At 52.0% G+C, this 13360-nt stretch carries 16 protein-coding genes; 14 read left to right on the top strand and 2 right to left on the bottom strand.

The window, feature by feature from the left end; all coding sequences use genetic code 11:
- Nucleotides 1-8 precede the first annotated feature (8 nt).
- The 3 genes from rsgA to spoVM all read left to right on the top strand — a co-directional run bounded on the left by rsgA (nt 9) and on the right by spoVM (nt 1746).
- On the top strand, nt 9-878 hold the full coding sequence (rsgA, locus tag ACFSB2_RS21595) for a ribosome small subunit-dependent GTPase A (protein ID WP_377945176.1): 870 nt from the start codon (nt 9-11) through the stop codon (nt 876-878).
- 5 nt (nt 879-883) lie between these two features.
- Complete coding sequence (gene rpe, locus ACFSB2_RS21590; protein WP_377945451.1) at nt 884-1543, top strand: ribulose-phosphate 3-epimerase; 660 nt, start codon at nt 884-886, stop codon at nt 1541-1543.
- 119 nt (nt 1544-1662) lie between these two features.
- Complete coding sequence (gene spoVM / locus ACFSB2_RS21585) at nt 1663-1746, top strand: stage V sporulation protein SpoVM (protein WP_377945450.1); 84 nt, start codon at nt 1663-1665, stop codon at nt 1744-1746.
- Between the two features lie 74 nt (nt 1747-1820).
- On the opposite strand, the gene rpmB is transcribed toward spoVM, so the two are convergent.
- Nucleotides 1821-2012 (bottom strand): 50S ribosomal protein L28, encoded by a 192-nt coding sequence (gene rpmB / locus ACFSB2_RS21580; RefSeq protein ID WP_377945175.1) that lies wholly within the window; start codon nt 2010-2012, stop codon nt 1821-1823.
- 182 nt (nt 2013-2194) lie between these two features.
- On the opposite strand from rpmB, the gene ACFSB2_RS21575 reads away from it, so the two are divergent.
- The 6 genes from ACFSB2_RS21575 to ACFSB2_RS21550 all read left to right on the top strand — a co-directional run bounded on the left by ACFSB2_RS21575 (nt 2195) and on the right by ACFSB2_RS21550 (nt 8722).
- Complete coding sequence (locus tag ACFSB2_RS21575; protein WP_377945174.1) at nt 2195-2548, top strand: Asp23/Gls24 family envelope stress response protein; 354 nt, start codon at nt 2195-2197, stop codon at nt 2546-2548.
- A gap of 151 nt (nt 2549-2699) precedes the next feature.
- Nucleotides 2700-4745, top strand: coding sequence for an ATP-dependent DNA helicase RecG (gene recG, locus ACFSB2_RS21570; RefSeq protein WP_377945173.1), 2046 nt, complete (start codon nt 2700-2702; stop codon nt 4743-4745).
- A 214-nt stretch (nt 4746-4959) separates the two neighbouring features.
- A complete protein-coding gene (locus tag ACFSB2_RS21565; protein WP_377945172.1) occupies nt 4960-5163 on the top strand; it encodes a small, acid-soluble spore protein, alpha/beta type in 204 nt (67 codons plus the stop codon).
- A gap of 251 nt (nt 5164-5414) precedes the next feature.
- Entirely contained in the window at nt 5415-6215 is an 801-nt protein-coding gene (gene asd / locus ACFSB2_RS21560; protein ID WP_377945171.1) for an archaetidylserine decarboxylase, read from the top strand.
- Between the two features lie 194 nt (nt 6216-6409).
- Nucleotides 6410-7558 carry an NAD-dependent epimerase/dehydratase family protein gene (locus ACFSB2_RS21555; RefSeq protein ID WP_377945170.1) on the top strand — a complete coding sequence of 383 codons (1149 nt, stop codon included), beginning with the start codon at nt 6410-6412 and terminating at the stop codon, nt 7556-7558.
- Between the two features lie 9 nt (nt 7559-7567).
- The gene (locus ACFSB2_RS21550; protein ID WP_377945169.1) at nt 7568-8722 is read left to right on the top strand and encodes a glycosyltransferase family 4 protein; all 1155 of its coding nucleotides are present in this window, start codon (nt 7568-7570) and stop codon (nt 8720-8722) included.
- Nucleotides 8723-8833: 111 nt separating this feature from the next.
- Here the strand turns inward: ACFSB2_RS21550 and ACFSB2_RS21545 are convergent, their stop codons facing one another.
- Complete coding sequence (locus ACFSB2_RS21545; RefSeq protein ID WP_377945168.1) at nt 8834-10192, bottom strand: amidase; 1359 nt, start codon at nt 10190-10192, stop codon at nt 8834-8836.
- A 528-nt stretch (nt 10193-10720) separates the two neighbouring features.
- Between ACFSB2_RS21545 and rsmD the strand changes: the two genes are divergently transcribed.
- The 5 genes from rsmD to rpmF form a co-directional block, all read left to right on the top strand.
- Nucleotides 10721-11344 (top strand): 16S rRNA (guanine(966)-N(2))-methyltransferase RsmD, encoded by a 624-nt coding sequence (gene rsmD, locus ACFSB2_RS21540; RefSeq protein WP_377945167.1) that lies wholly within the window; start codon nt 10721-10723, stop codon nt 11342-11344.
- The gene (gene coaD, locus ACFSB2_RS21535; RefSeq protein WP_377945166.1) at nt 11345-11821 is read left to right on the top strand and encodes a pantetheine-phosphate adenylyltransferase; all 477 of its coding nucleotides are present in this window, start codon (nt 11345-11347) and stop codon (nt 11819-11821) included.
- A 27-nt stretch (nt 11822-11848) separates the two neighbouring features.
- On the top strand, nt 11849-12703 hold the full coding sequence (locus ACFSB2_RS21530; RefSeq protein WP_377945165.1) for a patatin-like phospholipase family protein: 855 nt from the start codon (nt 11849-11851) through the stop codon (nt 12701-12703).
- Between the two features lie 23 nt (nt 12704-12726).
- Nucleotides 12727-13230 carry a YceD family protein gene (locus tag ACFSB2_RS21525; RefSeq protein WP_377945164.1) on the top strand — a complete coding sequence of 168 codons (504 nt, stop codon included), beginning with the start codon at nt 12727-12729 and terminating at the stop codon, nt 13228-13230.
- A 36-nt stretch (nt 13231-13266) separates the two neighbouring features.
- On the top strand, nt 13267-13360 hold a 94-nt coding region (gene rpmF, locus ACFSB2_RS21520; RefSeq protein ID WP_377945449.1), incomplete at its 3' end, for a 50S ribosomal protein L32.

Genomic DNA, 13360 nt, shown 5'->3' with positions numbered 1-13360 from the left:
GGACCTGCGTGGCAGAGGGAAAAGTGATTCGCGCAATCAGTGGTTTTTTTGATATATACGACACAGGTGTGGTGAGGCGCTGTCGCGCCCGCGGCGTGTTTAAAAAGCAAGGGGTCACCGTGCTGGTCGGAGATGAGGTTGAATATGAACCGATTGGACAGCAGGAAGGCATCGTGAACTCTGTAAAACCGCGTCAGACCGAATTGATCCGCCCGCCGATTGCCAATGTGAATCATGTGCTTGTCGTTTTCTCTTATGTCACGCCGGATTTGAATTTGTTGATGGTAGACAAGACCATTGCAGCGGCCATTATCGCGGGGGTGACGCCGAGTTTGGTGTTGACCAAGCGGGATTTGGCGTCGTTGCCCGAGGCCGAGCAGGTTGTGGACATATACCGCGAGTGCGGGCTTGAAGTCGTTTCCATCTCGACCAAAGAGGCCTCTTCCGTCGACTTGGTCCGTGCTTTGATGCAAGGCAAAACCAATGTTGTCGCCGGACCGTCTGGCGCTGGCAAGTCCACCTTGGCCAATGCCTTGGCGCCTGGTTTGGCATTGAAAATGGGGGCAGTCAGCGAGAAAATTGGCCGGGGACGGCAGACGACGCGGCATGTTGAATTGTTTCAGCTCGATGCGGAAACCTGGCTCGCTGATGCGCCTGGGTTTAGCCAACTGCAATTGAATGTCGAATCGCGGGCGTTGCGCAATTATTTCCCAGACTTCGCGGCGTTTGACTGCCCTTACCGCGGCTGCCTGCACATGGACGAGGAATCCTGTCTGGTCAAGGCGGCTGCTGAATCAGGTCAGTTGGCATCATCGCGGTACGAAAATTATCGACAGATATATCAAGAAATTCGGGAAAGGGAGGAACGAATGTATTGAGCACAGTGATCGCGCCATCTATTCTTGCGGCCGATTTTGGCAAATTTGCGGCAGAGGTTGAAGATGTGATAAATGCAGGGTGTGATTGGATTCACATCGATGTGATGGATGGGCAGTTTGTTCCGAATATTACCATGGGGCCTCAAGTCGTTGAAGCATTGCGATCCCGCTTTCACTGCACCTTGGACGTTCATTTGATGGTGCAAAAACCTCAGCAGGTGATACCGGACTTTGTCCAAGCGGGGGCTGATGTCATCACCATCCATCAAGAGGCGACGCCACATGTGCATCGCGGCTTGGAGATGATTTTGCAAAGCGGCGTCAAGGCGGGATATGCCCTCAATCCGGCAACGGGGCTTGACGGGCTTGCATATGTCGCGGATATCATCGATGTGCTCTTGATTATGACGGTAAATCCGGGGTTTGGCGGCCAGAAATTGATACCGGCCACGCTGGACAAGATTCGCGCGGCGCGCCAACGGCTTGTCGATCTCAATCGCAAGCAGGTGCGTATCGAAGTGGACGGTGGCATCAATGCTGAAACCATAGGCGCGGTAAAAGACGCGGGCGCGGAGATATTCGTGGCGGGATCCGCCATCTTTGCCGAGGTGGATCGAAAAAAAGCGATTGGGGCTTTGACGACCGCGCTGGCAGCTGGGAAATAAAAGGACAACGAATTTAGACTTGTCTCTGCACATTTCGACAGGTCGCGAATATACATAGGTAGCGGATGAGGCACTTGCCCAGTTAGTCTGGTGCAGGTTGGACGAGGGGGGAAAGGGTCTTGAAATTTTATACCATCAAGTTGCCGCGGTTTTTGGGTGGCATTGTCAAGGCAGTCCTCGGCACCTTCACAAAAGACACATGAACCGCCTGTGTGCAGCATGGTCGAGACATTGAAAAAAGCACCTCTAGGGGTGCTTTTTTCACACATGCTGTCAATTATACGGCGCGCGTGACCTTGCCTGCCTTCAGACAACGTGTACACACGCGAACCCGCTTCACAGTCCCATTGACATTGGCGCGCACCGATTGAATATTGGGCAGCCAACGACGTTTTGTGAGGATGTGCGAGTGGCTCACTTTGTTGCCGACCTGAGGTCCGCGTCCGCAAATTTCGCACTTTCTAGCCATGCGAGCACCTCCTTGACCATCATTTATCCATTATTTCCATTTTCTCTTTGGTTCAAATCGCCCAAATTGACCCTGCATATTCTAGCACATGAAAAGAGATGCCGCAACTGTGCTTTCGAGGACACGCCTGTTTATAGTACAATAGGTGCAAACATCGAGAACGAGGTAGGGAGGGCTTCCCCATGCCGAAGACAATTGAGACGCAATATGGACAAATCTTCGTTGGTGAGGACGTGATCGCCACGACCGCAGGCTTTGCGGCTTTGGACTGCGCTGGCCTTGCTGAAATGGCATCTAGACGTCAGGTGAAAGACAGGGTCACAGAGGCGCTTGGACGTGACAATCCGGGGCGTGGTGTGGAAGTTCGACTCAATGGAGACGAAGTGCACGTTGATTTGTTTGTCATTGTGGATTACGGCATAAATATTTATGAGGCCGCCCAAAACATTCGCCATAAGGTGGATTATGTGCTTTCTGACACCGTTGGTGTAAATGCGACATCCATCAACATCTTTGTCCAAGGTGTCAAATTGTGACGAATCGTGCTGTGAGGGCAAATGCACTGCCGTGCGTATTTGTTTTGCGCCACGCTGAAACATGAAAAAACAGTGGTCATGGCACGGATGATGGCGCGGTACTGATGTGCCGCAGGATTTTTTGGAATCGCTTGACTGGAGTGCGCTTTCTTTGAATCTCGAACAGGTTTCAGTGCGAAGTCTACCAGGCGTCGGTCCGGCAAAGGAAACGGCGCTTACCGCGCTTGGCATACATACAGTAGATGATTTGCTCCATTATTATCCATTTCGTTATGAAGATCGTCAGGTGAAACCGCTTGCCGCTTGGCAAGATGGCGAGCGCGTGACGGTGCGCGCGCTGGTGGCTGGCGAGGCGGTTGTGCGTTGGCGCGGTCCAAAATCGATGCTATCTGTGCGTCTTCGTGTTGACAATCAATTCCTCGTATTGGCCACTTGGTTTGGACAACATTACTTGAAAACGCGTCTCGGTGATGGTCGAATCATCATCGTGACTGGCAAGTGGAATGCGCAAAAACGCTTGATTGTGGTCAGTGAGACATCGTTTGATGCATCCGAACAAAAGCGTTCCACCAGTCCTTTTTTACCCATTTACCACGCAAGTAAAGCAGTGGGTTCGAAACAGTTGCATTTGTTGATCAACAAGGCAATTGAAGTGTATGGGGCCGATTTGCCCGAGCGTCTGCCATATCCGCTCATGCAAAAATATCGCTTGTGTTCACATCGTGACGCAGTCATTGCGATGCATCAATCCGGGCAGAAAGAAGCGTTGCGTCAGGCAAGGCGGCGTCTGACGTTTGAGGAGTTTTTGCTATTTCAACTTCAGTTGCACTGGTTTCGCAAACACCGCGAGCAACCGACCGGCACGGCCAAAATGATTCCTGCCAACGCGTTGGCGCAATTTGAAGCCCATTTGCCGGCTGTTATGACTGCTGCGCAGCAGCGTGCGTGCCAGCAGATTGCAGAGAATTTGCGCGCTTCGACGATGATGGCGCGACTTGTTCAGGGAGATGTTGGTTCCGGCAAAACGTGGGTGGCGCTGTTTGCCTGTTTTGCGACGTATTTGGCAAAAGAGCAGTCAGCTTTGATGGCGCCGACGGAAATTCTTGCAGAGCAGCACTACCGCGAGGCAAAACGAATTTTGGAGCCGTTGGGCATGCAAATTGGCCTTTTGACGGGCAGCGTATCGGCCAAATTGCGTCAGCAGACACTCGCGGCATTGGCGGCGCACGAAATGGATGTGTTGGTTGGCACACATGCGCTGCTAACCGATGATGTGGCGTTTGCCAAACTGGGGCTTGTTGTCACGGACGAGCAGCATCGCTTTGGTGTCTCGCAGCGTTCGCTGCTGCGGACCAAGGGGGAGTCGCCTGATATTTTAATGCTGTCGGCGACGCCGATTCCCCGCACTTTGGCTTTGGCGGTCTATGGCGACGTAGATGTCTCTGTGCTCAATGAATTGCCGCGCGGCCGTCAGCCTATCACGACAGTCGCATATTCCCTGCGCCAAGAGGAGGAGGCGATACGGCTTGTCCGTCGCGCGCTGACACATGGACAACAGGCATTTATCGTCGCGCCGACGATTGAAGAATCAGAGACGATGGAACTGGCTGCAGTGACAGACGTGTACGAGCGGTTGAAGGACAAACTCGCTGGGTTTACTGTGCAATTGCTGCATGGTCGCATGAGCGCGAGAGAGAAAGACGACATTATGCGCGCTTTTCGGGACAGGCAATCACAGGTGCTTGTGTCGACCACCGTCATTGAAGTGGGTATTGACGTGCCGAATGCCACTGTGATGGTGATTTATAATGCAGAGCGCTTCGGATTGGCGCAACTTCATCAGTTGCGTGGCCGCGTGGGCCGGGGAGCGGTTGCAAGCACTTGCGTCTTGTTGGCTGAAGCGGGCAACGATACGGCAAAGGCGCGTATTCAAACGATGGTGCAGACGCAGGACGGTTTTGAAATTGCGGAAAAGGATTTGGAACTGCGCGGACCGGGTGAGTTTTTGGGGTTTCGTCAAAGTGGGTTGCCGCAATTTGCTGTGGGGGACATCGTCCAGGATGCGAATGTCATGACTGTCGCCAGGGAAGAGGCGACTGCGATGCTCGCTTCGGACGCGTTTTGGCTTTCGCCAAATTACGCGGCGCTTCGACAGGCTGTCGCAAAGTTGCCGGAGCAGGCGTTTTATCGGGATTAAATCGCCGTGTGTGATGCGTTTCACCCGAGCAGAACGCCGCAATCCGGGTGTTGCGGATGACTTGGCGCAAGGTGGCGTTTTTGCGATGGATCCCAGCGTTTAAACGGCCTGCGAAAAAAAGTTGTGGATCATGAAATTTGGTCGTAAGTGGTAAACATAATTTCTCCCCTGTCGAACCATAATAGGTTTACCACGACAGGGGAGGTGAAAAGGCATGGCGAATCAACAGGGGAGCAACAGCAACAACCTTGTGATTTCTGGCGCATCTCGTGCGCTCGAGCAAATGAAGTACGAAATCGCTTCCGAGTTCGGTGTGCAATTGGGCGCTGAAACAACCGCTCGTCAGAACGGTTCCGTGGGTGGCGAAATCACGAAACGTTTGGTGGCTTACGCTGAACAACAGTTAGCTGGCCGCTAAGACCTAAGACCTTGTCTCATGAAGGAGCTGGCACATGCCAGCTCCTTTTGTGCTGTTTCGCTTTGTGAACGTCGTCTAGACAAAATCCACGCAAACCCATATATTTTACCTTGAGCGTCGTCGCAAAAGCTGACCATCAAAGCCTGTCCGAAAGAGGATAAATATGCTACGACCACTCGGGCAAACTTGTAAATGCTGTCTGAAATGAGGAGAATATGTACGCTTCAGTCATGTCTTTTATGTTGCGAATGATGCCGAAGCGACTATATACAGCCGCTTTAGGGAAATTTGCAAAGAGCAGGTGGAGTGCAAAATTTGTACCGTGGTACGCCAGACACTATGCAATAGACACCTCAGAGCTTGCAAAACCGATATTGTCATATGAAACATTAGGCCAGTTTTTTACCCGCCAATTGCAGGCCACTGCACGGCCGATTGGTTCAGATTTAGTTTCTCCAGTCGATGGCACAGTGAGTACTTTGGGGGATATTGACGGTGTCCAGTTGCTGCAGGTCAAGGGACATCCATACACGCTTGATGAGTTGCTTGGAGATGGACAGGCGGCGCAAGCGTTTGTAGGTGGGAAATATTTCACAGTTTATCTCAGTCCCAGTGACTACCATCGCATTCATGCGCCGTTAGCTTGTCGGGCTTTGCGTTGCTGTCATATTCCTGGGACGCTATATCCAGTCAACGCACATGGCGTACAACATATTCCTCGTTTGTTTGTGCGCAATGAACGTGTGATTACGTATTTCCATTCTGAAGCCGGCCCCTTCGCGCTTGTCAAAGTGGGTGCTGCAGGTGTTGGTTCGGTGATCACCCCTTATGTTCCAGCGCGCACATGGCGGGATCGCCATCGTGGCCAGGTTTTGGATGTTGCATGTGAGCAATCATTTCAACGCGGCGAGGAAATTGGATTTTTTGCGCTTGGTTCGACCGTGGTGGTACTATTTCCATCTTCGGTCGATGTGACGTTCATGGTCTCGACTGGTGCACGTGTGCAGATGGGGCAAACCATCGGTCAAATGCGCGAAGACACGGGGTTGTGATGCTTGGTTTACAGGTTGCCAAACATGTGGATGCAGGTCGTGTCATTGGAAAAAACCGTCACAAAATGGACGCAAGATGAGTGGGAAAACCAACCTGCCTGTTTCGTGCACTTGCTCGCCATCGCGAAAACTTGTACATTGTAAAGGTATACACTTAAGTATACATATAAGAATTTTTGGGGTGAAACGTTGACGTGAAAATTATTATTGCCGGTGGTGACGGCTTTTGCGGCTGGCCGACAGCACTTTATTTCTCTCAAAAGGGTCATGAGGTAGCCATTGTTGACAATTTGATCCGCCGTGAATGGGACAAAGAACTTGGAACTCAATCGCTCACACCGATTGCTTCGATGGAAGATCGTTTGAGCGTATGGCAAGCGCAGTCTGGCAAGTCTATCAAGTTTTACTTGGGGGACTTACAGGACTATGATTTTGTCGAACATGTCTTTCAAGACTTCGAACCAGAGGCATTTGTTCACTACGCCGAGCAACGTTCCGCACCCTATTCCATGATTGACAGAGAGCATGCAGTTTTTACACAGGTCAATAATGTGGTTGGCAATTTGAATGTATTGTTCGCCATGAAAAAGATTACACCTGATTGCCATCTCATCAAGTTGGGCACAATGGGCGAATATGGTACACCGAACATCGATATTGAAGAAGGTTATATTCGCATCGAGCACAATGGTCGTGAAGACGTGTTGCCGTACCCGAAACAACCGTTCTCGTTCTACCATTTGTCCAAGGTGCACGATAGTCATAACATTATGTTCGCATGTAAGGCTTGGGGCATCCGCGCAACCGATTTGAACCAAGGTGTGGTTTACGGTTTGTGGACGGATGAAACCAAGTTGGATGAGCGACTATACAATCGCATCGACTTTGACGGCGTGTTTGGAACTGCACTCAACCGTTTTTGCATTCAAGCGGCGGTGGGGCATGACCTGACAGTCTACGGTAAAGGTGGACAGACGCGGGCATTTCTCGATATTCGGGATACGCTGCAATGTGTGGAGTTGGCTGCGCTCAATCCGGCAGATGCAGGCGAATTCCGCGTTTTCAACCAATTTACTGAACAGTTCTCAGTGTTGGAACTGGCGCAACGCGTGCAAGCGGTGGCCAAACAAATGGGCATTGAAGCGAACATCGCCCATTTGCAGAATCCGCGTGTAGAGAAGGAAGAACACTATTACCATGCTGCGCACACCAAACTGTTGGATTTAGGATTGAAGCCGCATTTGCTGTCGGATGAATTGATTCAAGGTCTGATTGAAACCGCGTCGCGGTATCAGGACCGTGTTAGTCGAGATGTCATCCGGCCGAGTGCAACTTGGAGGTAGGAATTTCTAATGCGAATTGCGATGTTTACGGAGACGTTTTTGCCATCGACAGACGGGATTGTCACACGCCTTTGCGCCACTCTTAAACATTTGGAAGAGGAGGGGCATGAAGTCTGTCTGTTCGCCCCGTCTGGTGCGCCAAAAAAATATGCCTCCGCAACCATCGTAGGAATACCTGCTATGCCGTTTATTCTTTATCCGGAAAAACGGTTTTCATTGCCGATGCCTCGGATTGGCCGCGCCATCAAAAAATTTCAGCCCGATTTGGTGCACGTGGTCAATCCGGCGTTCCTCGGACTTGGGGGCATCTACTACGCATGGAAATTCCACCTGCCGCTCGTTGCTTCTTACCACACAAATGTTCCTGCTTATGCGCGACACTATAAACTGAATTTCTTGGAACCTGCGCTGTGGTGGTATTTTCGGACCTTACACAATCGGGCTCAATTGAATTTGGCGACGTCGCGGGCGACGATGGAAGAACTGGAACGGCATAAGTTCGAAAATCTCGGTCTGTGGGAACGTGGCGTTGATTTTGACTTGTACAACCAAGCGACACGCTCTGCGGAAATGCGTCAGCGTCTGGCCCCTGCAGCAAAAGACGGCGACTCGGTACTGTTGTATGTGGGGCGGCTTGCTTCCGAGAAGAATATCGAACGAATTCGGCCTTGTCTCAACGCGTTCCCGAATCTTCATTTGGCCATCGTCGGCGATGGGCCATATCGGTCGGAGTTAGAGCGCCTTTTTGCCGGGACAAAAACTTCGTTTACCGGCTATATGCATGGTTCAGAACTGGCGAGCGCCTATGCTTCAGCGGATGCGTTTTTGTTTCCGTCGACCACCGAGACGTTGGGGCTTGTCCTGTTTGAGGCGATGGCAACTGGGTTGCCAGTGCTGGCGGCAGATAGTGCGCCAACGCGCGAGGTGTTGGAGAATGGTGAAGCAGGATTCATTTTTGATTCCAATTCGACAGAATCGATGATTGAGTCTGTTAAAGTGATGTTGACCGATACGCAGAAGCGTGAAGCAGTTCGCAAACGTGGTTTGGACATCGCGAAGTCGCTGGATTGGCACGGACCGAGTGAACAGTTACTTGGTCATTACCAATCCATTTGTGCTACGCATGGAATCGTCAGTCAACCGATGGAATCCAGTTCTCGCTGAACAGGATACACAACAAATAAGGCGCCACGTAAGTCCGTTCACGTGGCGCCTTATTTGTTGTGCCGTCCTTCTGTAGATGAACGCATACGCGCGTCCAGTCAACGCGATGAATCACGTGTGGCAGATATGACGTTCTATGTACGCGGCATCTCGCAATAAACGTCCGTCGTGCCCCCAACGACGCACCATTTGCAATCCGAACGGCAGGCCAGCAATCGTCCCTGCAGGGAGTGTGATGGCTGGGAAACCCGTTAGATTCCACGGATTTGTGAAACGGGTCATCAACTGACGCAAAGGAACCTCATTGCCGTGAACCTGTATCGTGACGGTTCCAATGATTGGCGCAGTCATCGGTGTTGTAGGCAGCAGGATCACATCGTTATCCGTCAATATATCCGTACAAAAGGATTGCAAATATCGACGAAAGTCCAGCGCGCGAATGTAATCCTTGGCCGTGATGTCCGCAGCTGCCATCAATCTTTCAAACACGTCCTCACCGTAGGTTTGCGCGTGTGACACTAAATCTTCCGCATGGTGCGCAAATGCTTCAGCGCCCATGATGTTGGCCTGGTGTACGCCGATTTCATCAGTAGGCATTGGAAAGTCGAAAGTGTGCACTTCGATGACACCTTGTTTGCAAAGCAGCGCGATACACGCCTCAAACGCCTGGCCAATCGCGTCTGTTGCATATCGGTCGACAAATGACTGAGGTACGCCGACACGCAGGCGCTGCGCGCGCGGTGAGCGCAGTTGGTGAACAAGGGAATGGGCGGTTTCAGTTTGGGCCAACACATCCGTCAGGATAGCCGCATCTTCGACGGTATGCGTAATCGGCCCGATGTGATCCAACGTTGGCGCCAGCGGAAAGGCCCCTTCTAGGGGGATGTATCCGTGTGTGGGTTTATATCCGACGACACCGGTAAATGCCGCTGGAATGCGCACACTGCCCCCAGTATCGGTGCCGACGCTGGCGACTGCGAGATCAGCCCGCACAGAAGAGGCGCTCCCGCCGCTCGATCCGCCCGTCATGCGTGCTTCATCTACAGGATTCCGCGCTGGCCCAAAATGGGGGTTTTCATTCGTAACACCATAGGCAAATTCGTGCAGATGAGTTTTGCCGAGAATGATGGCTTGTGCATCCTGCAAACGCTGGATTGCGATGGCGCTCATTGACGGTCGGTGCTGACGAAAGCGCGCGTTGCCGTAACTTGTCGGCGCAAATGAGGTGTCAAACAAATCCTTGACGGAGATGGGGGCACCCGCAAGCCGTCCCAAGGCTTGTGGGTATTGTGCCCGCAGCTTATCCACAGCGTGCGCGGCCTGTAATGCACCATCGCTGCAGACATGCAGGTAGGCGTTTAAGCGCGGATTTATTTCTGCGATTTGTTGTAGATAGTGTTCGGTGATTTCCACACTTGTCTTCTGGTTTTCGGATAGCTGTGTGAGGCATGCTGCCAACGTTAGTGACATGTGTCTTCTCCACGTCCTCTGATGATGATGCTAAAATTATACTACGAGCAAGCTGTCAAGCGGGAGTAAAGTTGGTGCTTTGCTGGAAATTTTGCTGGAGCATTCGTCCTGAATGCAGAAAACCCACGCCCGGGTAAGCGTGGGTCTGCCGTGCTTGCGTATCGCCAGCACGTTTCTGGGAGAGGAGAAACCGGAGAAAGAGTGGATGGGGACCAAATCTCTTTGCCCTCGGTTGCCTACAACAGCTATCGCCGTTGATAGTCATAGCATAGACATTCAAAAGATGGATCATACGTGGCAAGACGGAGGACAGAGAAATACAAAAGTAGGCTCGGTTTATGGAGGGAGAATTGATTTTCGCTGTTTTTGCACCTGTGTTAAAGTGGGGGAGTAAACAAAAGGTGAGGCGCCATTGCCGCCCGTTTGGCGGCGTGAATATGCCTGGCAATCGGAGTTTTGCAGGTCGCACGGTATATGAGGCGTCACCCGATTTTGAGGGATAGTCAGACATTAGGAAGAGGACAGAGGATGCGCGTTGTTGCGGGAAAGTGGAAGAGTCATGTGTTAATCGCACCCAAGGGAAGGGATACTAGACCAACGACGGATCGGGTGAAAGAGTCGATGTTTAATCTGCTTCCACATCAACTGTCTGGTGTGGTGGTGGATCTTTTTGCAGGCTCTGGCGCGTTGGGCCTTGAGGCGCTGAGTCGAGGCGCAGAGCAGGCGGTGTTCGTGGATAAGGACAGGAGGGCGCTTGCGGCGGTTCGCGACAACTTGCGCCGGCTGGATGCAAACAGTGATGCACTTGTTCTGACAGGCGACTGGCGGCTTGCCGTTTCGCGAATTGTGGCGGACTTTCCGGAAGTCGCGTGGGTATTGTTGGATCCTCCTTACGCTGAGCGTCTTTGGGAACCTGTATTTGCCGCGTTGGCAGACAAGATGGTGATCACAGGCGGCATCGTCTGTGAACATCCCAAATCTACGCCGCTGCCTGAAAACATGTATGGCTTTACACGTGTAAAACATAGAGTGTACGGTGATATTGCCGTGAGTATTTACGCGCAAACTGCGATTTCGCATGTGGCGGGTGCGCACGTGCCTGATGTTGATTGCGATGATGATATCGAACAAACTGAGGAGAGACGAAAATAGATGCGTCGCGCCGTTTATCCAGGAAGCTTTGATCCGATTACGTTAGGCCATTTAGACATTCTTCAGCATGCTGCAGCGCTATTCGACGAGGTGGTTGTCGCCGTCTTGCACAATCCGCTCAAACAGCCACTGTTCACAGTCGAGGAGCGGCTTGAGCATGTCACATTGGCAACGAGCGCTTATGCGAATGTCCGAACCGAGGCGTTCGCGGGATTGCTTGTCGATTATTGCCGGGAAAAGCAGATCGATGTGGTGGTGCGCGGTTTGCGCAACGCGTCAGATCTGCAATCCGAAATGCCGATGGCGCAGATGAACCAAACGTTGCACAGTCAAATTCACACCGTATTTGTACCGAGCGCGCCTGCTTTCTCTTTTGTGAGTTCATCGCTCGTGAAAGACGTTGCCATGCACGGCGGAGACGTGTCTCAATTCGTCCCAAAACACGTACTTAACGCGCTCCATCATCGTTTGTCTTAAATCCATTCGACAAATGAGGTGAACAAAGTGCGTGAAATCACAGTTGGACTTGCACTGGGATCAGGCGGTGCAAAAGGGCTGGCCCATATCGGCGTGTTGTCTGCACTGGTCGATCACGATATTCCCATTGGGGCCATTGCGGGCTCGAGCATGGGAAGCCTGGTGGGGGCAATCAGTGCCATGGGCACATCGCCTGCGATGATGCGCGGGCTTGCTGTCGCTTTGCGCCGCAAGCACTGGGTGGATTTCACGATGCCCAAAATGGGACTGGTGCAAGGGGACAAAGTACACCAATTGGTTTCTTTCCTCACGCGAAATGCGTCGATTGAAGATACGAAAATTCCGTTGGCGATTGTCGCGACGGAATTGATTTCACGCCAAAAAGTCGTTTTTCGCGCAGGTTCCATCGCCGACGCAGTGCGCGCCAGCATCGCCATTCCTGGCGTTTTTGTCCCTTTTTTTCACAATGGCGGCGTCTACGTCGACGGCGGTGTGCTCGAACGCGTGCCGACGCAGGCTGCGTGGGATTTGGGGGCGGATGTGGTGTTGGGGGTGGATGTGGGCATTACGCCAGAAGGCACAGTGCCAAAATCCATGGTTGATGTCATTATGCAGAGCCTGGAACTGATGCAGGATCACGCGCGTATCAATGAACAAAAACCCGCTTCTCTGACGATTCGGCCAGCGGTATCCCAGATTGGGACGACCCAATTCACGCGCGCGGCTGAGGCGATTGAGGCTGGATATCGCGCGGTGCGCGCCGCTTTGCCGACGATTGAGGCGCGCATTGCAGAGGCCAAAACTGAAAAGCGGGAACATGTGGAGCGCCCGCGCTATGATCGCGATTCGGGCACTGTTGAACCGCCACCTGAAAAGGTTTAGAAGTATAGAAGGAGAAATGCATCATGCTGTTGAATATCAAAGCGGTCAAAAGGTCAGGGCAGATTGCGTTTGACCAAACGCTTGACTTGCCGCGGGTTGCGCGAGACGTGATTGACATCGCGGCGATTTCGCCTGTTCACGTCGTGGGCATGGCGACCTATACAAGTCCCTTGTTGACGATTGAAGGGGTCGTGGAAGCGAGGATCACATATGTTTGTAGCCGGTGTTTGACAAATTTTGAACAGGATTTGTCCACGCATCTGTTGCAGTCCTACACCACTGATCCGCAACAGGTGGACGAGGAAATCCCGTGTTTGACCGAAGATGAACTTGATGTGTCGGAAAACATCGAAGAAGCCATCTTTTTGGCGCTGGATGAACGGCCGCTTTGTCGAACGGACTGTAAAGGCTTGTGCGCCGATTGTGGCACGAATCTGAACGAACATACATGCGGATGTGATACGCGGCCGATAGATCCGAGGTTGGCCGCATTAAAAGACTTGCTTTCAAGTGAACAATCGGAGTAAGATGATGAGCGGTAGTCTGCAAAGGAGGTGCTGATTGTGGCTGTACAACAACATCGTAGTTCAAAGACGAGAAAACGTCTGCGTAGAACGCACTTTAAACTTGAAAAACCAACCTTGGTCAATTGCCCGC

The sequence above is a fragment of the Alicyclobacillus fodiniaquatilis genome, from assembly GCF_042678105.1.
Lineage (GTDB): Bacteria > Bacillota > Bacilli > Alicyclobacillales > Alicyclobacillaceae > Alicyclobacillus > Alicyclobacillus fodiniaquatilis.
Note: the sequence above shows the minus strand (reverse complement) of the source record. Positions and strands in the feature narration are given on the sequence as shown.